Here is a 21,390-nt window from a genome sequence, read left to right as displayed (position 1 = left end):
CAGGCAAGGTCAGCAATATTAAACATTATGCCAGCTATCTCCATGGGCAATTGTCACCAATTTTCACCGGTTTTTTGGCGGCGGTGGGCACAGAATCGCCTGCACCGGGGTGTGCGTCAGCGTCTCCAGCGCCGCTTGCGGGCTGTCGGCGCGCAGCAGCTGGTATCCCGCCGCCTGCAAGGCGCGCTTGAGCTCGGCCACCATGTCGGCGTCATTGTCGACCAGCAGCACACTGCGCTGCTGTCCAGGCGCGAGCGGCAGCGCGATACCCTGGCCGGCGCTCAGCATGGCGGCGAAGGCCGCCGCCGACACCGGCGGACTGAAGTAATAACCCTGGATCAGGTCGCATCCCTTGCTGCGCAACAGTTCCAGCTGTTCCGCCGTCTCCACCCCTTCGGCGATCACCAGCATGCGCAGGTTGTGCGACATGGCGATGATGGCCGAGGCGATGGCGGCGTCGTCCGGATTGGTGGTGATGTCGGTGACGAAGGCGCGGTCGATCTTGACGCTGTTGAAGGGGAAGCGCTTGAGGTGCGCCAGCGAGGAATAGCCGGTGCCGAAATCGTCCAGCGACAGGTGCAGGCCGAGCGCGCGCAGCTGGTGCATGGTTTGCCCGGCGCCGGCCGGATCGCGCATCACCAGCGATTCCGTCAGTTCAAGCTCGACCAGGTCGCTGCCGAGCCGGTGGGCGGCCAGCTGGCTGGCGACCTGGGCGGCCAGATCGCCCTGACCGAACTGCGCGGCCGACAGGTTGAGCGCCACCGGCACCACCGGCACCCCGGCCGTCTGCCAAGCGGCCTGCTGGGCGCAGACGCTGGCGATCACCCAGGCGCCGATTGCCAGGATCAGGCCGCTTTCCTCGGCCAGCGGAATGAACTGCGCCGGCGAGACCATGCCCCGCTCCGGATGAATCCAGCGGATCAGCGCTTCGGCGCCGGCGATGCGGCCGCTGCCCAGGTCGATCTTGGGCTGGTAGTACAGCACGAATTGCTGCTCCTCGCAGGCGCGCCGCAGCAGGCTCTCCAGCTCCAGCTTGGCCATCATCGCCGCGTTCTGCTCGGGTGAATAGAATGACAGCCGCTCGCCGCCGCTCTTGGCCTGGCGCAGCGCGGCCTCGGCATGCGCCAGCATGGTGTCGGCGTCGGCGCCGTCGCGCGGGTAGCTGGCGATGCCGCCATGCACCGTCAGGTGGATCTCGCGGTCGTGCAGCGTGATCGGCGGCCCGATCAGCGCGGCCGCGTGCTCGATCAGCGGCAGCAGATTCTCGTTGGCGCCGCACGTCCCGGCGATCACATACACGTCGTTGGCCAGGCGCGCCACCGTGCACGGCCGGTCCAGGCCATCGACCAGGCGCTGCCCGACAATGCGCAGCACCTGGTCGCCGGCGCGCGAACCCAGCGCATCGTTGAGGCGCTTGAAGCGGTCCAGGTCGATCATGAAGACAAACGCATGGCTGCCGTCGTGCTTGCATGACTGGATGATCTGGCCCAGGCGGTCGTGGAACAGCGCGTGGTTGGGCAGGCCGGTGGCGGCGTCGTAATACGACAGGTAGTTGACCCGCTCCTCCTGCGCGATGTATTCCATGGCGAACGAGATGTCGGCGGCCAGGTCCTCCAGCAGCGCCAGTTCCTCGGCATCGAAATAGCCGGCGTCGCGCGCGTACAGCACCATCACGCCGGCCGCCCGCGTGCCCAGCATCAGCGGCAGCGCGGTGAGCGACAGGAAGCCATGGCCGCGCGCGTCGGCGCAGGGGGCGCCGCCCTGGCCGGGGGCGCTCAGGTCGTTGCAGCAGGCGGCATGGCCGTACGCCAGCGCGCGGCGCGGGGCGCTGAGCTCGTCGTCCGGCTCCTGCGCCATCGCCGCCAGCACCTGCTCCAGCCGCTCCGCGCTGGCGCCGCGCCAGGCGGCGGGACGCAGGCGGTTGCCGTCGCGCAGGGCGATCCAGACGGTGTCGAAGCCGCCCGCCTCGGCGGCGATGCGGCAGGCCTCGTCGTACAGGGCGGCGCGGTCGCGAATGCGGATGACGGCCGCGTTGATGCCGCTGAGGACGCTCTTGATGCGGCTGAGGCGGGCGATTTTCAGCTGGTGCGATTCCAGCTCCCGCACGTAATGGGTCAGCCGGTTGGCGTGCACCAGCGACATGTGGGTGCGCACGCGCGCCCGCACCAGCGCCGGCGACACCGGCTTGACGATGTAGTCGACCGCGCCGCAGGCAAAGCCGGCCGCCTCGTCGCCGACCTCGCTCATGGCGGTGACGAAGATGACCGGGATGTCGCTGGTGTCCGGCTGCGCCTTGAGCTGGCGGCACACGGCGTAGCCATCCATGTCCGGCATCTGCACGTCCAGCAGGATCAGCGCCGGGTGATGCTTGCGCGCCGCCGCCAGGCCTTCGGCGCCGTTGCGGGCGAAGGCCAGCGCATGCTCCGGCGCCAGGATGGCGCGCAATGTGGCCAGGTTGCCGGGTTCGTCGTCGATGATCAGGATCGGGGCGGTCATTGCGCACCTGCCGGTCGGTCGCGCAGGGAGGCGATCAGCGCGCGCACCGCCGCTTCGGCGCCGCGGAAGTCGAAGCCATCCAGGCGCGCCCGCACGGTGTCCAGCGCGCCGCCCGGCAGCCGGGCCGACAGCGCGGCCAGCAGGGAGGTGGCGGCGTCCGGGTTGTCATGGTCGAGGCAGGCCAGCAGCGCGTCCAGCAATTGCGGCACCGATTGCGCCGCCAGCGCGGCCGGCACCGGCGGCGATGTGCCCTGCCCGGCCGCCTGGGCGGCCAGTGACGCGGCCGATGCCAGCACCGTGGCCAGCGCCGCGCGCAAGGCTTCGATCAGCCCGGCGGCGTCGCCCCCATGCACAGCGGCCTGTTGCAGCGCCGCCGCCAGCCGGGTCACCTCCGGCAAGGCCAGATTGCCGGCCACGCCTTTGAGTTGATGGCTGGCGGCGTCGAGGCCGGCGGGGCCGCGCGCCGCCAGTTCGGCCGCCAGGCGGTCGGCAATGTCGCCAAAGTCGGCGGCGAAGCGGTCCAGGATGGCGCTGTACTGGCGCGGCTCCTTCCAGACCGCCAGCGCGCGCGCCAGATCGATGCCGGGCAGCTCGGCCGGCATGGCGCTGGCGCCCACAGCGGCAGCAGCAGTGGCTCCGCCGGGCGCAACGGGAGCGACGAACGCGGCTGTGGCGGCAGGCGCGGTGGTGGCGGCTGCATCGGTGCGCGCGGCGGTGGCGGTGTGCGCGGCGTCGGCGGACGCGGTAGCGGCGACCTCGGTGGGCGCGGCAGCGGCTCCGGTCCCCGCCTGATTCGGCGCCGGGCCGCCGCGCGCCAGGTTCCACACCACGTCCATCAGCTCATCGACGTTAAACGGCTTGGCCACAAACGCGTCCATGCCTGCCTCGCGCGCCTCGTCCTGCTGGCTCTTGAAGGCGCCGGCCGTCAGCGCCACGATCGGCAGGCCGGCAAACGCCGGCATCTGGCGCAGCAGACGGGTCGCCTCGTAGCCGTCCAGCACCGGCATCTGCACATCCATCAGCACAAGGTCCACCGCGTCCGGATGCTGCACCAGCCAGTCCACCGCCTCGCGGCCATTGCTGGCCAGGCTGACGGTGGCGCCCTCGGCGGTGAGGATGCGCATGGCGACCTCGCGATTGATGTCGCTGTCATCGGTGACCAGCACCCGCACCCCGGCCACGCGCGCGCTGGCGGTGCGCTCCGGCAGCTTGTCGCCGTCGCCGCCGCGCCGCTGCTGCGCCCGCGCCAACGCGTTGTACAGGCAGGAGCTGGTGACCGGCTTGGTCAGCACGCCATCCACCAGCTCAATGTCCGGATGACGCAGCAACTCGTCGCGGGCATAGGCGGTCACCATCATCAGCATGGGCTGCTGCTCGGCGGGATAAGACTGGCGGATGGCCTGCGCCAGCTGCATGCCGTCCATGCCCGGCATCTGCCAGTCCAGCAGCAAGGCGTCGAAATGGCTGCCCGTCTGGTGGCGCTCATGCAGCCTGGAGATGGCCTGTTCGCCGGACTCGGCCTGGCTGGCACTCCAGCCCAGCCCGCGCGCCATGAGGGCGATATTCTCGCGCGAGATGTCGCTGTCATCGACCACCAGCACATCGAGATTGGTCAGCGCCGCCGGTTCCACCTGGCCGGCCGCCACGCAGTCGAACGGAATGGTGAACCAGAATTCGCTGCCGCGTCCCGGCACGCTGTTCACGCCGATCTGGCCGCCCATGTGCTCGACCAGGTAGCGGCAGATGGTCAGGCCCAGCCCGGAGCCGCCGTAGCGCCGCGTGGTCGAGCTGTCGGCTTGGCTGAAGGCCGAGAAGATGTGCTGCTGCTTGTCGGCCGGGATGCCGATGCCGGTATCGGTGACGGCAAAGCGCAGCACCGCATGGTTGTCGCTGTGCTCCAGCAGGGTCAGGCCGATGCCGACCGCGCCGCGCGCGGTGAACTTGATGGCGTTGCCGGTGAGGTTGATCAGCACCTGTTCCAGCCGCAGCGCGTCGCCCACCAGTTGGCCCACGTGCGGCGGCGGCGCGATGGTCAGCTCCAGTTCCTTGTCGCCGGCGCTGGCCGCCATGATGCTGGCCAGATTGTCGAGCACGTCCGACAGATCGAACGGCACCCGCTCGATCTCCAGCCGCCCGGCCTCGATCTTGGACAGGTCCAGGATATCGTTGATGATGGCCTGTAGCGAGCGGCCGGCGTTGCGGATCTTGCGCACCAGGTCGGCGGCGTCGGCGTCCAGCTGGCGCTGCTCCAGCAGATAGGCCAGGCCGAGGATGCCATTCATCGGCGTGCGGATTTCGTGGCTCATATTGGCCAGGAATTCGGCCTTGGCGCGGTTGGCGGCCTCGGCCTCCTCGGTGCGCGCCTCCAGCGCGGCATTGGCCACCCGCAGCTCGCCGGTGCGCGCCGCCACGCGCGCCTCCAGCCCCGTGTTCAGCGCGCGCACCTCGGTCTCGGCGGCGGCGCGCTCGGTGATCTCGTGCTCCAGCGTTTGCAGCATGCCGTTGAAGGCGTCGGCCAGCTGGCCCACTTCGTCCTCGCTGTCTTTCGGCGCGCGCAGCCGGTAGTTACGCTCGCGCACGATCTGGCGGGCGATATCGCTGACCCGGGTGATCGGCCCCGAGATCCAGCGCTCCAGCAGCGACGACAGGCCCAGCCCCAGCAACAGGCTGCCCAGCAGCACCGCCGCCAGGATGGCCAGATAGCCGCGCAGCCATGCGCCCAGGTCGTAGCGCTCGCGCAGGTAGACCGTGCCGCGCACGCCTTCGGCATCGGTGATGCGGCGGAACACGGTGAGGTCGCCGGTGCCGAAGCTGGCGCCATCGCCCGGCTTCAGCGAGGCCGGGGCGGCCGGCGACTTCGCGTCGCGCCGGTAGCTGGCGAACAGCTGGCCGCTGGCCGTGTAGATGGCCCCGGTCAGAATATTGGCGTTGGCGCGCAGCAGCGCCAGGTTTTCATTGGCCACCTTGGCGTCGTCAAACTCGATCGCCAGCACGCTGCCCTGGCCGAGGATGGCGGCGATCGAGGTCAGCTCGCGCACCGTGGTGTCGCGGTTGTCGCCGAGGTCGTGGTACAGCAGGCTGATCCCGGCCAGCGCCAGCGCGCACAGATTGGTCGCCAGCACCAGCAACAGCAGCTTGTGGCGCACCGAGCGTATCCGCAGCTTCATGGCTTCTCCCCTTCGATTTTATGCGCCACGGCCAGCAACCGGGCGCTGATCTTCAGGCCGTTGCGCTCGGCGTGCGCCAGCGAGACGTCAAAGCGAATCCGGTTGTCGATCTGCACAAAGCTGATGGCGCTGCCGGCGGCCAGCGTGCCGGCCCCGTCCGTGATGGCCAGCACGCCGGCGCCGGGCGCCGCCTCCAGCGTGCGTTTCAGGCGCCCGCCGTCCAGCGCGCCGATGTACAGCACCTGGACGCCGCCGGCAGCGTCGCCGGCGCGCAAGGTACGCACGCTGACCGCGCGGCCCTTGATCTGGCGCGTCTGGCGCAATTGGTTCAGCTCGGCGGCAACCTGCTCGGCCTCCACCACCGCGATCGTCAGCGGCGCGGTGGGACTGGCGAAGGCCTCCGCCGGCCACTCGATGTGCTCGGCGAAGCGGTAGATGTACGCCGCCTTGACCTGGGCTTCCACCGTGCCCACGCCGGCCTCGCCTGCCGCCGGCCGCTGCGGCGCCGTCAGCAGCGCGCATCCCAGCAGCAACGCCTTGGCGCGCCGCCGCATCCCCATCCATCCGGTGCCGATCGCCACGTTCAGAATCGCCACGTCAGTTTCAACAGCGCGCCGCGTTCGATCACGCTGCGGTTCGGCAGCGCGCCAAACTCGGGATGCGAACGGTGCAGCAGATTGCGCCCGATCAGCGCCACCTCCAGGTTGGGCTGCGGCTGCCACATCCACTGGCCATCCATCTCGTAATAGGCCGGCACGACCGGATGCGGCAGCGCGCTGACGTAGCGCAGCGTCAGCTCCAGCGTGCTGCGGTCGCTCAGGTCGTGCGAGGTGCGCAGCAGCCAGTGGCGGCTGGGATCATTCGGCTGCAAGCCGAACACGGGCATGGCGTCGCGCACGCCGGGCAGCAGGCGCTGTTGCACCCGCTGCACCACCAGGCCGGCATTGAGCCGCCAGGCCGGCGTTGCCAGCCAGCGCCCCCACAGTTCGATGCCGCGGGTGCTGCCCTCGGCGCCGTTATCGAAAACGTATAGCGCCGGCGCCGTCCTCGGCTGCGGCTCCAACGTGCGCAGCTGGCTGTAGCGGCTGTAATACGCCGTGGCCGACCAGGACAGGCTGGCGATCGGCTGGGCGCGATATCCCAGCTCCAGCACCCGCGCCACCTCGGATTCGAAGCCGGGACTGGCGCCCACCACATACACGCGCCGGCCGCCCATCTGCACCGGCGCGCCCGGCGAATACAGGTCACGGTCGAAGCGCGATGGCGCCCGCACCGTGCGCGCCAGGCTGCTCCACAGCAGTTGGCCGGGGTCGGGCGTCCACGCCAGCCGCAGGCTGGGCAGATACTCGGCGCCGGTATAGTCGTTGTGCTCGACCTTGGCGCCGGCGGTCAGCTTGAGATCCGGCGTGACCGCGTATTCCTCCTGGGCGAACAGATTGGCCCAGCGCAGGTTCACATCGTCCGGCAGGAAAGCCACCCCGGCCAGGCTGTCCACCTTGTCCCGGCTCTGGCGATAGCCGCCGCCCCAGGTCAGCACGTTGCTGGCATTGAGACGCAGGTCGTGCTGGGCCTCAATGTCCAGCGTCGACAGGCGCTCGGCAAACTGGCCGGGCTGGTTGCGCTCGGTGTGGTCGAGGATGAGCTGCAAGCGCAGATTGGACTCGGGTGACAGCTTGCGGATGTAGCGGCCCTGGAGATTGACGCCGGAGATATGCACCGGCAAGGCGGCAAACTGGCCCAGCTGGCCCTGGTAGCCGTCGCCGAACAGGCTCAGGCTGCTCTCCCCCAAGGCCCAGTCGGCGCGGAAACCGGCCTGCGAGCGGTGCATGCCGGTACGGGTGTTGCGGCCGCTGTCGGTGACGGTGTCGTCCAGCTGCTGGTATTTGCCATACACGCGATAAGTGCCGCCGCCGGCCAGCGCGCCGCCATAACGCGCCGCGCCGTTCTGGTCGCGGCTGGCGCCGGCATAGCTGAGCAGGCCACCCTGGGTGTCGGCCGACGAGCGGGTGATGACGTTGATGACGCCGTTGACCGCGTTGGCGCCCCAGATGGTGGCGCCGGGACCGCTGATCACCTCGATGCGCTCGACGTCTTCCAGCACCACGTCCTGGGCATCCCAGAACACGCCGGAGAACAAGGGACTGTAGATGCTGCGGCCGTCGATCAGCACCAGCAGTTTGTTGGCGAACGGGCTGTTGAAGCCGCGCGCGCTGATGGCCCAATTGCGCGCGTCGACCTGGGCCACCTGGAGATTGGGCGCCAGCCGCAGCGCCTCGGGCAGCGACTGGGCGCCGCTGCGGCGGATGTCGCTGGCGCTGATGATGAAGACCGATGCGGCGGCGCTGCCGAGCCTTTCCTGCTGGCGCGACACCGAGGTCACGATCACGTCGCTCAGCTGTTCCAGCGACATGTCGGCGATGGAATCCGGCTCCACCACCCTGGCGTGCGCCGGCACAGCGGCCAGCGTGGTTGCAACCAATAGTCCTACAGAATAGCTGGCGGTTCTGGCCATAAAGCCCTCGTGGTTGCCTGCTGTTCACCGCCGCTGGCGGCGGTGGCATTTGTCCTGAACAGGCGCGAACTGGCTATCGCGGCCCGGAGGATGGGAAAATTATAGCCACATCCGGGACACTTCCCTTATGGAATTTAACAGTTTGTGCAAGATTGCAGCTTGATATGTATGAAACGCAACAACCTGCCCCGCTCGCCTAATCCGCTTCCTCCGCCGCGGCGTACTCCACCCGGTTGCGGCCCAGTTCCTTGGCGCGGTACAGCGCCAGATCGGCGCGCCGCACCAGCTCCAGCCCGGCGGCCGGATGGGCCGGATCGAACTCGGCCACGCCAAAGCTGGCGGTGACGGCCAGCAGGCCCTGCTCTCCAAGGTCGAACGGCGTGGCCGCCACCGCCATGCGCATCGCCTCCACCCGCGCCGCGCCGTTGGTCCGGCCCAGGTCGGGCAGCAGCACCAGGAATTCTTCGCCGCCATAGCGCCCCACCAGATCGTAGGGCCGCACAGATTCGCTCAGGCGCCGCACCAGGTCGCGCAGCACGGCGTCGCCGGCGAGGTGGCCGTAGGTGTCGTTGATGCGCTTGAAGTGGTCGAGGTCGAGCAGACATAACAGGAAAGTGCCGCCGTCGCGCCGCGACTTCAGCGCGGCCTGTTCCAGCATTTCCAGCATCGCGACACGGTTCCACGCCTTGGTCAGGCCATCGCGCAGGGCCCGCTCGCGCAAGGCTTCCTGCGACAACTCCAGCTCCCGGGTGCGCGTCTCCAGCGCCCTGGTCCGGTCGCGCACCACGGTTTCCATGTGCGCGTTGCGCGCATGCAGCCCGCGCACCCGGTAGCGGTACAGCAGCAGCAAGGCCAGTACCGCCAGCAGACCGCACAACAGGAAGAACCAGCGGCTCAGCCACCACGGCGGCAGGATGGTGAAGCGCAGTTCGCGCACCTCGGACTCGCTTTGGGTGTCCAGGTTGAGCACCGCGTACTGCAATCGATAGGCGCCCGGCGGCAAGGCGGCATAGCGCAGCTGCGGGATGGCGGTGGTGCTCCATTCCTGCTCCAGGCCGGCCAGCCGGTAGCGGAAGCGCAAGGCGTTGCGGTGCTCGTAGCTGAGGCTGGCCATCTGCATGGTCAGCGCGCCGGCCGACCAGGGCAGCTCATCGCCGTCGCGCACATGCAGCGGCTTGCCGTCGCGTTCCACGTTCTCGACAATGGCCGACAACGGATACGGCGCGAACAGGCGCTCCGGCCGGATCACGTGCGAGGCGCCGTTGGTGCTGGCCAGCCAGATGGTGCCGTCGTCTTCTTCGTACAGCGGACGGGCATTCAGGTCGTTCCAGACCAGGCCGTCGCTATCGTCGAACTGGCGCCACTGCTGGCGGTTCCAGATCAGCAGGCCGACATCGGTGCTCACCCAAAGCCAGCCATGGCGATCCTCGTGCAGCGCCACCACCAGCCTGTCGCGCAGCAGCGGCGACGGCTGCTCGCGCTTGACCAGGCCGCTGGCGCCCACCTGCGCATGCCACACCGACGCGCCCTGGCCCAGCCACACGCCGCCGCCTTTGGCGCAGGTCATCACCTCCAGATCGGATTCGTTTTTCTGGCGCGCCAGGTAGTCCGTCCATTGCCCGTCGCGCAGGCGCCACAGGCGGGCGGCGGTCAGGAACCACAGGCTGCCATCGGTGCCTTGGCAACTGCGGCGCGTGACCTCGCGCGCCAGGTCGCTGCCGGCCGGCAGCCCCGGCGCGACCTGCGGCGCCTGTGCCGAACGGGTGTCCTCAATGACGTACAGGCCTTGCGCGGTGCTGACCCACAGCCGGCCCTCGCGATCAACCAGCAGATTGAAGATCATCGGCAGCGACGCGACCTGGGTCACGGCGCCGCTGTGGCCATCCTCGCGCATCAGCGAACCGACGTAACTGGCGGTCCACAGCTGGCCGTGGGTATCGATCACCATGCTGTTCCATTGCTCCGCCCGATAGCCGGGCAGCGGTACGGCGCGCGTGGCTTGCGGCGTCGGCATCATGACCAATCCCGAGCGTGTGCCGATCCGCAAGCGGCCGGCTGCGTCGCGCAGGAAGGCGAACACCTTGTCGTCGGGCAGGCCTTGGCCGGTGCCCCAGTTTTCCCAGTTGTCATAGCCCATCCAGCGCACCAGGCCGTGCCCGCCCGTGCCCAGCCACAGGCCGTGGTCGCGGTCGACCAGCATGGCCGTCACGCCGCTGCCGATCTTGAGGCCGTTGTCCGCGCCGAACACCTCCCAGCGCCCGCCGCGCCAACGCGCCAGGCCTTGATCGACGCTGACCAGCACGCGGTGATCGGCGTCTTCCACCAGGCTGGTTTCGATGGTGGCCTTGCGCATCAGCTCGCCCGGCGGGGTACGGTCGATGAAGCGCCGGCTGCCGGGCTCCAGCACGATCACATGGTGCCGGCCGCGCGCCCACAGCGTGCCGTCGGCGGTGCGGCGGATGTTGCGCCAGACGTCCTCGGGCACGCCATCGCCGGCGCCCAGCATGGTCAGGCCGCGCGCGTCATGCACGCACAGCGTCTTGCCGCAGCCCATCCAGAGGCTGCCGTCGGCATCGGCCATCAGGCTTTCGATCTCGTGCAATGCGCGCGTGGCTGCGCGTTGCGGGTCGCTGAAGAACCGGCGCGCGGCAAAGCCGCCCTCCTTCTCGAACACCTGGAACAATTCGCGTCCGCTCAGCAAAATGATGCCGCCGTCCGTGCCCTCCACCAGCGACTGGCTGGAATCGGCCCACAAGCCCTGATCGCCAAACCGCACCGGCTGGAAGCGGCCTTGCGTGCCCACATACAGTTGTTCGCGGGTGCCGGCCCACAGCCGCTGGCGGCGATCGACCATCAACGCCAGGACCGCCGTATCGGCCAGGCCCTCGGCCGGCCCATGGCGCCGGAATGCCGCGCCGTTGTAGCGGAACAAGCCGTTCTCGGTGCCGACCCACAGATAGCCGGTGGCATCCTGCACCAGCGCGTTGACGGAAAGATTGCCCAGCCCGTCGCGCTGGGTGAGGTATTCGACGGGTAACTGCTGCGCGGAGACGCCGGCCGGCGTCATCCACGTCAGCAGCGCTGCCAGAGCGGCAGCGATGAAGAGTCTGATGCGCATCTCACTCCCATGCCGCCAGCGGCATGTCTGCATGCGGATTAGCGGCGGCGACGCGCCACCATGGTCATGCCCAGCATGGCGGCCAGGCCGGTCAGCAGCATGGCGTAGCCGTCCGGCTCGGGAACGGCGCTGATCGCCACGTTGTCCAGGAAGGCGCCGCGGTTGTCGCCGCCGCGGTTGTGGAAGCTGAACTGATAGACCGCAGAAACCGTCGGCTTGAAGTCGATGGTGTAGGTGGTCAGGGCGTCGGCCTGGTGCATGAGGTAGGGTTTGCTCACATTGCCAAAGGTCACGTCGACGGTATCGTCGCCCCAGTTGCGCTGGTTGCCCGCCAGGCCGAAGCTCAGGGTGTAAGTGTAGCCGGCGGTCAGGCTGATGCTGTTGCTCAGCAGGCCGGCCTGGTTGGTCGAGCCGTCCAGGTCGACATAGTGGCCGTGGCCCGGCAATTCATTGTGGACAAAGCCCTGGCCGTCCAGGTCGACGGTGCCGTTGCTGACGGTCCAGCCGTGCACGAACTGGGTGACGTTGTTGGTGGTCTTGTCGGCATCGAAGTTATCGTTGAACACGATCACCGCCGCCTGCGACGATGCCGCCATCAGCACCAGCGCGCTGGCGCTGAAAAATTTACGTAAAAACATATATCCCTCTTTTTTTAGATTAATATATAACAACTAGAGTTTCACTTTAACAAGAAAATGACTACTTGGCGACCTGATTTATGGGTCAGGATTTCCCTACAATCAAAAGCGGTGGCGCCCTATCGGCAGCCGCGGATCGTCTGTATAGACTGCATGGTATTCGGTACCCCGTCCCCCTTGGAGGCAGCATGGCCCGTCCTTTTGATCTGAAGACCCGTTTTTTCCTGATGCTGGCCGCCTTTGGCACCGGCTTTATCCTGTATGGCGCCTGGTCCGTGAAGGTGTTGCGCGACGTGCGCGTCAACGGTCCGATTTACGAGCGCATCGTGGAAAGCAAAGACCTGGTGGCGGACGTCCTGCCGCCGCCGGAATACATCATCGAGTCTTATCTGGTGGTGCATGAGCTGCTGGCCAGCGACAATCCCGGCGAACGGCAGCAATTGCTGGCGCGCCTGCAAGTGCTGAAGCAGGAGTTCGAAACCCGTCACCAGTATTGGCGCGGGCGCCAGCTGGAGCCGGCCTTGCAGGAGGCCCTCCTGCAACAGTCCGCCACCGCCGCGCGGGCTTTTTATCAGATCGCCGAGCGCGACTTCGTGCCGGCCTTGCAGCGCGGCGACCATGACGCCGCCGCGCAGGCCGCCCAGCGCATGCGCGTACATTACCAGCAGCACCGGCAAGCCATCGACCGCGTGGTGGAGCTGGCCAACGCCCGCTCTTCCGCCGATGAAGCCACCGCCACCGCGTCCATGCTGGCCGCCAGCTGGCAAATGCTGGCGCTGTTCGTGCTGGCGCTCGCCTTCAGCGCGGTGGTGGCCGCCAACATCCTGCGCACGCTGTTTCGCCAGCTGGGCGGTGAACCGTCCACGGCGGCGGCGCTGGCCGGGCGCATCGCGGCCGGCAATCTGGCGGTGGGCATCCACCTGCGCCCCAACGACAGCGGCAGCCTGCTGCACGCCATGCAAGACATGCGCAACGACCTGATACGGATTGTGTCGCGCACCCGCGACGCCACCGAGGCGATTTCCAGCGCCTCGGCGCAAATCGCCAGCGGCCATCAGGATCTGGCCAGCCGCACCTCCGACCAGGCCGGTTCGCTGGAACAGACCACGGCCACCATGCGCGAGCTGACCGATACGGTGGCGCAGAACGCCGGCCGCGCGCAGCAAGCCCATGAGCTGGCCGACAGCGCCGCCGCCACCGCCCAGCGCGGCGGCCAGGTGATGCAGGAGATGACGCAGACCATGGCGGCCATCGACAGCACCGCGCGCCGGATCGAAGACATCATCGGCGTCATTGACGGCATCGCCTTCCAGACCAATATCCTGGCGCTGAATGCCGCCGTGGAAGCCGCTCGCGCCGGCGAACAGGGGCGCGGCTTCGCGGTGGTGGCGTCCGAGGTGCGCAATCTGGCCCAGCGTTCGGCCGGCGCCGCCCGGGAAATCAAGGGGCTGATCGGCGACTCCATGTCGCAAGTCAACGCCGGCAATCAGCTGGTCGAGCAGGCCGGCAGCACCATGCAGGAGGTGGTGCACAGCATCGAGCAAGTCGCGGCCATCACAGGGGAAATCACCCAGGCCAGCTACGCGCAGAGCAATGACATCACCGAAATGCATCAGGCCCTGCGAAAAATGGATGCCGACACCCAGCAAAACGCCACCCTGGTCGAGCAAACCGCGGCGGCGGCGTCGTCGATGCGCAGCCAGGCGGCCCAGCTGGTGGAGGTGGTCAGCGTCTTCAAGCTGCATGAAGGGGCCGACCCGGCGCGCCTGCCAGCATTGAGTTAAGTGACTTAAGGCCTTGATTTTGCTATAATTCCCGCCTTCATAAGTAAGGAATCAAGCCATGTCTCTGCTAGCCCACCAGCTTGAACTGCTGTCGCCCGCCAAAACCGCCGAAATCGGCCGCGAGGCCATTCTGCACGGCGCCGACGCCGTCTACATCGGCGGCCCGGCCTTTGGCGCGCGCCATAACGCCAGCAATTCGATCGAGGAAATCTCCAGTCTGGTGGAGTTTGCGCACCGCTACCGCTCGCGCATTTTTGTCACGCTCAACACCATCCTGCATGACGCCGAACTGGACGCCGCCCGCAAGCAGATCTGGCAGCTGTACGACGCCGGCGTCGACGCGCTGATCGTGCAGGACATGGGCTTGCTGGAAATGGACCTGCCGCCGATCCAGCTGCACGCCAGCACCCAGTGCGACATCCGCACCATGGAGAAGGCCAAATTCCTGGGCAACGTCGGCTTCTCGCAGCTGGTGCTGGCGCGCGAGCTGACCATCGAGCAGATCAGGAAGATCCACGCCGAAGTCGACACGCCGCTGGAATACTTCATCCACGGCGCGCTGTGCGTGGCGTACTCGGGTCAGTGCTACATCTCGCACGCCGACACCGGTCGCAGTGCCAACCGCGGCGACTGCTCGCAGGCCTGCCGCCTGCCGTACACGCTGAGCGACAACAAGGGCCGCGTGGTGGCGTACGAAAAACACCTGCTGTCGATGAAGGACAACGACCAGAGCGCCAACCTGGAAGCGCTGGTGGACGCCGGCATCCGCTCGTTCAAGATCGAGGGCCGCTACAAGGACATGGGCTATGTGAAGAACATCACGGCCCATTACCGCCTGCTGCTGGACGAGATCATGGAGCGCCGCACGGAATTCACGCGCGCCGCCAGCGGCCACACCAGCATCCTGTTCACGCCGGACGTCGACAAGACCTTCCACCGCGGCCACACGGATTATTTCGCCAACGGCCGCCTGGATAACATCGGCGCCTTCGACAGCCCGAAATACGTGGGCGTGGAACTGGGCACGGTGCTGCGCATCGGCCCCGATCACATCGACCTCAACACCAACGCGCCGATGGCCAATGGCGACGGCCTGAACTATCTGCACAAGCGCGAAACCTTCGGCATCCAGGCCAACACCGTGAAGAAGCTGGGCGAGGATGAAGACGGCCAGCAATGGCGTGTGTTCCCCAACGAGCAGATCAGCGCCCTGCCCGGCCTCAAGATCGGCATGACCATCATGCGCAACCGCGATCACCATTGGGAAGGCGCGCTGAACAAGAAGTCGTCCGAGCGCAAGGTCGGCCTGCACCTGACCCTGAGCGAACACGCCGACGGCCTGCGCCTGTCGCTGTGCGACGAAGACGGCCTGACGAGCGACACCGACGCCGCCATCGCCTTCCAGCCGGCGCAGCAGGCCGAACAGGCGGAAGCGGGCCTGCGCGCCAGCCTGGCCAAGCTGGGCAACACCATGTTCTCGGCCGAGAGCGTGACGCTGGACCTGTCCAGGCCATGGTTCGTGCCGTCGGCCGCCATCAACGCGCTGCGCCGCGAAGCCATCGAACGGCACGAGGCCGTGCGCCTGACCGCCTGGGATCGTCCGCAACGCAAGGCCGCGGCCGAACCGCCGGCCATCTTCCCGGATACCCAACTCAGCTACCTGGCCAACGTCTACAATGAGAAAGCACGCGCCTTCTATCACAAGCACGGCGTGCAGCTGATCGCCGCCGCCTACGAGGCGCACGAGGAAGCGGGCGAAGTGCCGCTGATGATCACCAAGCATTGCCTGCGCTTCTCGTTCAATCTGTGCCCGAAACAGGCCAAGGGCGTGCAAGGCGTGCAAGGCCAGGTCCGTGCCGAACCGATGACGCTGGTCAGCGGCGAGGAAACCTATACCCTGCGCTTTGACTGCAAGCCATGCGAGATGCACGTGGTCGGCGCCATGAAGCCGGGCATCCTGAAATCGCCGCCACCGTCGAACATTCCTTACAGCCCGATCACCTTCCACAAGCAGCGCCCGCGCGCATGAATTGTTTTCATGCACCCGGCCATGCGCCGGGTGTCGCGTTCATATACCTCTAAAGATGTTTTGTTCTGTTGTCCAAATGGCTTGACGGACAATACAACGCAAGCTATCTTCACGCCCATTGCTGCACGGCAATTCATCTAACTGAATCAGTCGTGCGCGGTGAGAACTTTTTCTGCTGCACAATGCGCGGCGCCACGGTGATACACCGCCGGCAACCTTTCATTCCAGCCAAAAGCCAAGGGGATAGCATGAAAAATTTGCGGTATCGACAGCGGTCGATGGAAACGTTTCACAAGATGGGCGGCGCGGGGGTGCCGCTCGTCCTGAGCCTGCTGCTGGCCGCGTGCGGCGGCGGTAGCGACAGCACGCCGGCCACCCAGCAGCGCGCCGCCAGCGCCATGAAGATGGGCGTCACCGCGTCGGGCTCGACCGAGCCGGAAGTCGCGTTGACGCCGGTGGCCGCCACGTCCAGCGGTTCCGAACGGGGCGATTTGTCGGCCGCCGCCGCCATCGACCACAACCCCGGCACGCGCTGGGGCAGCCTGTTCAGCGACGATCAGTACCTGACGCTGGACTTCGGCGTCTCCAGGCCGATCAACCGCGTCCACATCGAGTGGGAGAACGCCCACGCCATCCAGTACCTGTTACAAGTCTCGGAAGACAACGCCAGCTGGACCACGATCAAAACGGTGGACAACAGCCAGGGCGGCACCGAGGACTGGACCGGGCTCGGCGCGCAAGGCCGCTACCTGCGCATGAAGGGCGTGAAGCGCTCGACCAACTACGGCTATTCCATCTTCGAGATCCAGGCCTATTCCGGCGGCGCCAGCGTCACCGAACCGACCGATCCGACCACACCCACCACGCCGGACCCGGTGCCGGTCGATACCACCAAACCGGGCGTGACGCTCAAACCGGTGGGCGCTTCGGCATCGCCGGTGGAAGGCGGCAACGTGGCCGCCAACGCCATCGATGGCAAGACCAGCACGCGCTGGGCCAGCGCCTTCGACGACGGCGCGTGGATTCAGTTCGACTTTGGCGTGAAAACCCAGGTCGGCTACATGAAGCTGCTGTGGGAGAACGCCTACGCCAAACAATACAACCTGCTGGTGTCGGACGACGGCCAGAACTGGACGCAGATCCGCGCCATCACCAACGGCCAGGGCGGCACCGAAGAGTTCTACAATCTGGGCGTGAACGCGCGTTACATCCGCCTGCAAGGCGTGCAGCGCTCCGGCCAGTACGGCTACTCGCTGTTTGAAGTGGAGTTCAAGACCCCGGGCAGCGACAACACGCTGGGCAGCTCGGCCACCTCGGCCTTCAAATTCCCCGCCAGCGGCGCCGGCTGGGCGCCCTTGCCTGCCGCCGCCGAACCGATCGAGTCGCTGCAATTCACGCTGGCCGACGGCACGCTGGTCACCCGCTTCGGCGCGCGCGGCCTGGCACGCCACGGGCGCGAACGTGGCGAGGAATGGAATGAGATCGGCTACGGCCCCAACGAGACGGTCGATCCGGTCACCGGCTTGCCGGTCGACAAAGGCCCGGGCAATTACCTGACCTTTGTGCCGCAGTACTTCAAGAACCGCACCTGGGGTGTGGAGATCATCGACAACAGCAAGGTAGCCGGCGTGGCCAAGCCGCAGCTGATCGTCAACCAGTACACCACGGTCGATTTCCTCAACGGCGGCGTGGCCTTCTTCCGCGCCATCGACCGGCCGGGCGTGACCGGCTACGGCTGGATGGCGCCGGGCCAGCTGGTGGACGACAGCGTCAAGGTCTGCAAACCGGTCGCCTACCCGGCCAACAACAAGCTGGCCAGCACCAATGGCATCAACGGCGCCTGCACCTTGCTGGTCAAGGAGTATCCGGGCATGAACGCGCTGGACGCCAACGGCTTCCCTGTCGCCGGCAAGAACATCAACGCCCGCCCGCTGGTCCAGGGCGATGTGATCGAGGTGTCGCCGTCGATGTTCTCGACCACCGACTCCATGCTGTCCAAGGGCGACAACGGCGGCATCCGTTACTACTCGTATGAGTGGGTGTACGTGGTTAGCCAGGGCATCAAGCCGTGGTACGGCGTGCAACCGCGCCTGAACTCCGTGCCGCTGCCGGCCGAGACGCTGTCCGGCGGCATCGGTTCTGTGGGCTACAACTACTCGGACAATGCGCTGTTCATGTTCCAGCAGCCGCAGACCAACATTGGCATGCAGAATATGCAGCGCTTTGTCGAGGGACGCCGCCTGTTCCACACCAACTTCACCACCGGCGATCACAATGAGCCGGGCAATGACCGCTACGATGCGGCGGTGGGCTTGCAGGGTGCGCACTTCAACCAGTCGTCGTGCTTCGCCTGCCACGTCAACAATGGCCGCAGCGTGGCGCCGGCCGCCTTGAATCAGAAGCTGGATTCGATGTCGGTGCGGGTGGCCATCACCAATGCGTCCGGCCAGCAATTACCGCATCCGGTGTACGGCTCCACGGTACAGATGAACGCCATGTCGTCCAGCGGCACCCCGCAGAACTGGGGCACGGGCGTAACGGTGTCCGGCTTCGAGGCCACCACCAGAAAACTGGCGGACGGCACCACGGTGGAACTGCGCAAGCCAAAGCTGGCGTTTGAAGGTCCGGTACCGGATACCGTCTCGCTGCGCGCTGCCCAGCCTATCATCGGCGCCGGCCTGCTGGAAGCGGTGGCGGAAGCCGATATCCTGGCACGCGCCACCGGCACGCCGGATGTCGATGGCGTGAAAGGTGTGGCCAACTACGTGTTCGATCCGGAATCCGGCGCGGTGCGCCTGGGCCGCTTCGGCTGGAAGGCATCCAAGGCGACACTGCGCCAGCAAGCCGCATCGGCCCTGTTGCAGGATATGTCGGTGACCTCGCCGGTGTACCGCAACCGCTCGTGCAATAGCGATCCTGCCGGTTGCTCATCGGCCGCCGCGCAGAAAGGCATCACCGAGGCCGACCTGCAATCGCTGGCGCGCTATCTGGCGCTGGTGGCGGTGCCGGCGCAACGCAGCCTGGCCAGCGGCTTCCCGAAAGGCGTGGCGCCGATCGATGAGCTGAACGTCGATCCGGCCAAGGTGGCGGCGGGCGCCAAGGTGTTCACCGGCATGCGCTGCGCTGCCTGCCACACGGCGGAAATGAAGACCGGCGGCGGCCACCTGTTCGCGGAACTGCGCAACCAGACCATCCGTCCGTACTCCGACCTGCTGTTGCACGACATGGGCACGGGACTGGCCGACAAGTTCGTCGAAGGCCAGGCCAAGGGCAATATGTGGCGTACCGCGCCGCTGTGGGGCCTGGGCTACACCGAGAAAGTGATGGGCAACAGCGCCAAGGTGGGCTACCTGCACGATGGCCGTGCACGCAACCTGACGGAAGCCATCATGTGGCACGATGGCGAAGCCGCCAAGTCGCGCCAGCGCTTCGAGGCGCTGTCGAAAACGGACCGCGAGGCGTTGCTGGCGTTCCTGAAATCGCTGTAATGCCGGATGCCGGGCGTGCAATGCGCCCGGCATCTCCCGCCAGCACAAATCTGCCGACCACGTTGGCCAGCGAGGCAGCCTGATTCTGCAAGGATTCCGCTGCCGCCGCCGATTGCTCCACCAGTGACGCGTTCTGCTGTGTCACGCCATCCATTTCCACGATCGCCTGGTTAACCTGCTCAATGCCGGAGCTCTGTTCGCGGCTGGCGGCGGCGATGTCGGAAATGAGCGCGCTGACGCGGCTTACGCTGTCGACTACTTCCTTCATCGTGCTGCCGGCATGGTCGACCAGCTGTGTGCCGGAATCCACCTTGCTGACGGAGTCGTCGATCAGCGCCTTGATTTCCCTGGCCGCCGCCGCGCTGCGATGGGCGAGACTGCGTACTTCATTGGCCACCACGGCAAAGCCGCGTCCCTGTTCCCCGGCGCGAGCCGCCTCCACCGCGGCGTTCAAAGCGAGAATGTTGGTCTGGAAGGCGATGCCGTCGATGACGCCGATGATGTCGGCGATCTTCTTGGACGAGGCGTTGATCTCCTCCATCGTCCGCACCACATTGGCGATGGCTGCGCCGCCCTTGCTGGCGACCTGCGAGGCCATGGCCGCGAGGCTGTCAGCCTGGCGCGCGTTATCATCGTTCTGCTTCACTGTGCTGGTCAGTTCTTCCATGGACGACGCGGTTTGTTCCAGCGCGCCGGCCTGCTGCTCGGTGCGCCCCGACAGATCCAGATTACCGGCGGCGATTTCCTGCGAGGCAGTACTGATGGCGTCAGTGCCGCTGCGCACCTGGCCGACGATGGACTGCAAACATTGATTCATCTCTTTGAGGACCGCCAGCAGGGTACCCGTTTCGTCGCTGCTGTCGACCACGATCTCGCTGGACAGATCGCCGCTCGCCACCGTCTGCGCGATGGCGACCGCGCGCCCGATCGGCACCACGATGCTGCGGGTGATCAGCACCGAGACAGCGCCACCCGCCAGTACCGCGACCACGCCGATACCGATCATCAGATTACGTGCCTGCGTGTACCCGGCATCGGCGGCGGCGGTTTCTTCCTGATTCTGCCGGTGTTCGGTCGCCACCAGTGCCGCCAGCGCCGTTTGCCATTTATCGTGAACAACGCGCAGTTCACCGATCAGGAGCGCCGTGGCTTCGGCGTTCTTGTTTTCCAGGCACAGCGCCTCGATGCGCGCGATCAACGGCGCGGCCACGGTGGCCTGCGACTGGATTTCCGCCATCAGGACGCGCTCATCGTCCTCCATGCCGTGGGCGGTAAACGTATCGCGCAGTTTGCGCTCGGTAGCCTCGTAGCGTTGCGACTGCGCGCGCATGCGCTCGACGTACTCGCGCATCTGCGCCGGATCTTCCAGCAAGATGATGTTGCGCAGCGCGAGCATGCGGTCTTCCACATTCAGGCGCATGTCCTGCGCCAGCTCGGCTTCCACGTCATTGCCCTGCGTGATCTCGACCATGGAATGGCGGATCGCCGACATGCGGTTGACGCCCACCGCCGCGACCACCATCAACAGCACCAACAGCACGCCAAACGCCGTGGCGAGGCGTGTCCCTATTTTTAGATTCGCGAAATGCATGCACAGCCTCCTGATGGGAATAATTCTACGTTAGTCCCATCAGGAAAATTTCATCCTTTCCAAAAGGATAGGATTGATACCGCATGATCGTTTATTCCTCAAAAACGGCATTCTCTACGGCTGCGAAGCGTCTAGGAGGATGGTGGCGATTCATAATGTTTTTTCCGTCGACCTCATCATCCAGCCTATTTGAAATCCCTCAGCTCGGGTACTTGCGGAGGCGTTCATAGCCACGTTTGCTAAAAACCCAAATCGGGTGACAACGAGTCGCCACCGAAATAGCTGTCGATGACCTTGCCATTCTGAACGAAATTTATCATCCAGGTAAGCTCGCCCTCACGCGAGGGCATCAAACGATCAATTTCATGTCCCAGCTGCGCTCGTTCTTCTGACGTGAAAGTTGAAGTGGTGTCGTACGGTATCGACACCAATAAAAACTGGAAATCGTCTTGGAATTCGAATCCTAAATTGTGCCGGACCGACGGCAGTCGATCAATGATTTTCTGAGCGATTACCTCGGCGAGCGCTGACGAAATTAAACGTTGCTGTTCCATATCCAATGCCCCG

At 66.3% G+C, this 21,390-nt stretch carries 11 protein-coding genes; 3 read left to right on the top strand and 8 right to left on the bottom strand.

Annotation, left to right across the window (positions count from 1 at the left end):
* Positions 1 to 63: 63 nt before the first annotated feature.
* The 6 genes from GM676_RS01450 to GM676_RS01425 all read right to left on the bottom strand — a co-directional run bounded on the left by GM676_RS01450 (position 64) and on the right by GM676_RS01425 (position 11,931).
* Entirely contained in the window at positions 64 to 2,496 is a 2,433-nt protein-coding gene (locus GM676_RS01450) for an EAL domain-containing protein (RefSeq protein ID WP_155461590.1), read from the bottom strand.
* Complete coding sequence (locus GM676_RS01445) at positions 2,493 to 5,663, bottom strand: sensor histidine kinase, YfiR-like protein-associated (protein WP_155461589.1); 3,171 nt, start codon at positions 5,661 to 5,663, stop codon at positions 2,493 to 2,495. Before GM676_RS01445 ends, GM676_RS01450 begins: the two co-directional genes overlap by 4 nt.
* Positions 5,660 to 6,259 carry a TOL_0243 family YfiR-like periplasmic protein gene (locus tag GM676_RS01440; protein ID WP_155461588.1) on the bottom strand — a complete coding sequence of 200 codons (600 nt, stop codon included), beginning with the start codon at positions 6,257 to 6,259 and terminating at the stop codon, positions 5,660 to 5,662. Before GM676_RS01440 ends, GM676_RS01445 begins: the two co-directional genes overlap by 4 nt.
* Positions 6,247 to 8,175 (bottom strand): TOL_0244 family TonB-dependent receptor, encoded by a 1,929-nt coding sequence (locus GM676_RS01435; protein ID WP_155461587.1) that lies wholly within the window; start codon positions 8,173 to 8,175, stop codon positions 6,247 to 6,249. Before GM676_RS01435 ends, GM676_RS01440 begins: the two co-directional genes overlap by 13 nt.
* Positions 8,176 to 8,371: 196 nt before the next feature.
* Positions 8,372 to 11,293 carry a ligand-binding sensor domain-containing diguanylate cyclase gene (locus GM676_RS01430; RefSeq protein WP_170304187.1) on the bottom strand — a complete coding sequence of 974 codons (2,922 nt, stop codon included), beginning with the start codon at positions 11,291 to 11,293 and terminating at the stop codon, positions 8,372 to 8,374.
* Positions 11,294 to 11,331: 38 nt separating this feature from the next.
* Complete coding sequence (locus tag GM676_RS01425) at positions 11,332 to 11,931, bottom strand: DUF642 domain-containing protein (RefSeq protein WP_155461585.1); 600 nt, start codon at positions 11,929 to 11,931, stop codon at positions 11,332 to 11,334.
* Positions 11,932 to 12,119: 188 nt separating this feature from the next.
* Between GM676_RS01425 and GM676_RS01420 the strand changes: the two genes are divergently transcribed.
* The 3 genes from GM676_RS01420 (at position 12,120) to GM676_RS01410 (ending at position 19,232) form a co-directional block, all read left to right on the top strand.
* Complete coding sequence (locus GM676_RS01420) at positions 12,120 to 13,715, top strand: methyl-accepting chemotaxis protein (RefSeq protein ID WP_211923126.1); 1,596 nt, start codon at positions 12,120 to 12,122, stop codon at positions 13,713 to 13,715.
* 58 nt (positions 13,716 to 13,773) lie between these two features.
* On the top strand, positions 13,774 to 15,744 hold the full coding sequence (locus GM676_RS01415) for a peptidase U32 family protein (protein ID WP_155461583.1): 1,971 nt from the start codon (positions 13,774 to 13,776) through the stop codon (positions 15,742 to 15,744).
* 278 nt (positions 15,745 to 16,022) lie between these two features.
* On the top strand, positions 16,023 to 19,232 hold the full coding sequence (locus GM676_RS01410; protein WP_229262475.1) for a di-heme oxidoredictase family protein: 3,210 nt from the start codon (positions 16,023 to 16,025) through the stop codon (positions 19,230 to 19,232).
* Here GM676_RS01410 and GM676_RS32720 read toward each other — a convergent pair.
* Together GM676_RS32720 and GM676_RS01400 are read right to left on the bottom strand one after the other, a co-directional pair.
* On the bottom strand, positions 19,132 to 20,823 hold the full coding sequence (locus GM676_RS32720) for a methyl-accepting chemotaxis protein (protein ID WP_155461582.1): 1,692 nt from the start codon (positions 20,821 to 20,823) through the stop codon (positions 19,132 to 19,134). The two genes, GM676_RS01410 and GM676_RS32720, sit on opposite strands and share 101 nt — an antisense overlap.
* Positions 20,824 to 21,062: 239 nt before the next feature.
* Positions 21,063 to 21,377: a hypothetical protein gene (locus GM676_RS01400; protein WP_155461581.1), complete on the bottom strand. Its 315-nt coding sequence runs from the start codon at positions 21,375 to 21,377 to the stop codon at positions 21,063 to 21,065.
* Positions 21,378 to 21,390: the final 13 nt, after the last annotated feature.

It is taken from the genome of Duganella radicis, assembly GCF_009720825.1.
GTDB lineage: Bacteria > Pseudomonadota > Gammaproteobacteria > Burkholderiales > Burkholderiaceae_D > Rugamonas > Rugamonas radicis.
This window is presented reverse-complemented; position numbering and strand designations above follow the sequence as displayed.

Bases quoted from the DNA above. Each gene is read 5' to 3' on its own strand.
- GM676_RS01450 (WP_155461590.1), bottom strand. From the start codon at position 2,496: ATGACCGCCCCGATCCTGATCATCGACGACGAACCCGGCAACCTGGCC.
- GM676_RS01445 (WP_155461589.1), bottom strand. From the start codon at position 5,663: ATGAAGCTGCGGATACGCTCGGTGCGCCACAAGCTGCTGTTGCTGGTG.
- GM676_RS01435 (WP_155461587.1), bottom strand. From the start codon at position 8,175: ATGGCCAGAACCGCCAGCTATTCTGTAGGACTATTGGTTGCAACCACG.
- GM676_RS01430 (WP_170304187.1), bottom strand. From the start codon at position 11,293: ATGCGCATCAGACTCTTCATCGCTGCCGCTCTGGCAGCGCTGCTGACG.
- GM676_RS01425 (WP_155461585.1), bottom strand. From the start codon at position 11,931: ATGTTTTTACGTAAATTTTTCAGCGCCAGCGCGCTGGTGCTGATGGCG.
- GM676_RS01420 (WP_211923126.1), top strand. From the start codon at position 12,120: ATGGCCCGTCCTTTTGATCTGAAGACCCGTTTTTTCCTGATGCTGGCC.
- GM676_RS01415 (WP_155461583.1), top strand. From the start codon at position 13,774: ATGTCTCTGCTAGCCCACCAGCTTGAACTGCTGTCGCCCGCCAAAACC.
- GM676_RS01410 (WP_229262475.1), top strand. From the start codon at position 16,023: ATGGAAACGTTTCACAAGATGGGCGGCGCGGGGGTGCCGCTCGTCCTG.
- GM676_RS32720 (WP_155461582.1), bottom strand. From the start codon at position 20,823: ATGCATTTCGCGAATCTAAAAATAGGGACACGCCTCGCCACGGCGTTT.
- GM676_RS01400 (WP_155461581.1), bottom strand. From the start codon at position 21,377: ATGGAACAGCAACGTTTAATTTCGTCAGCGCTCGCCGAGGTAATCGCT.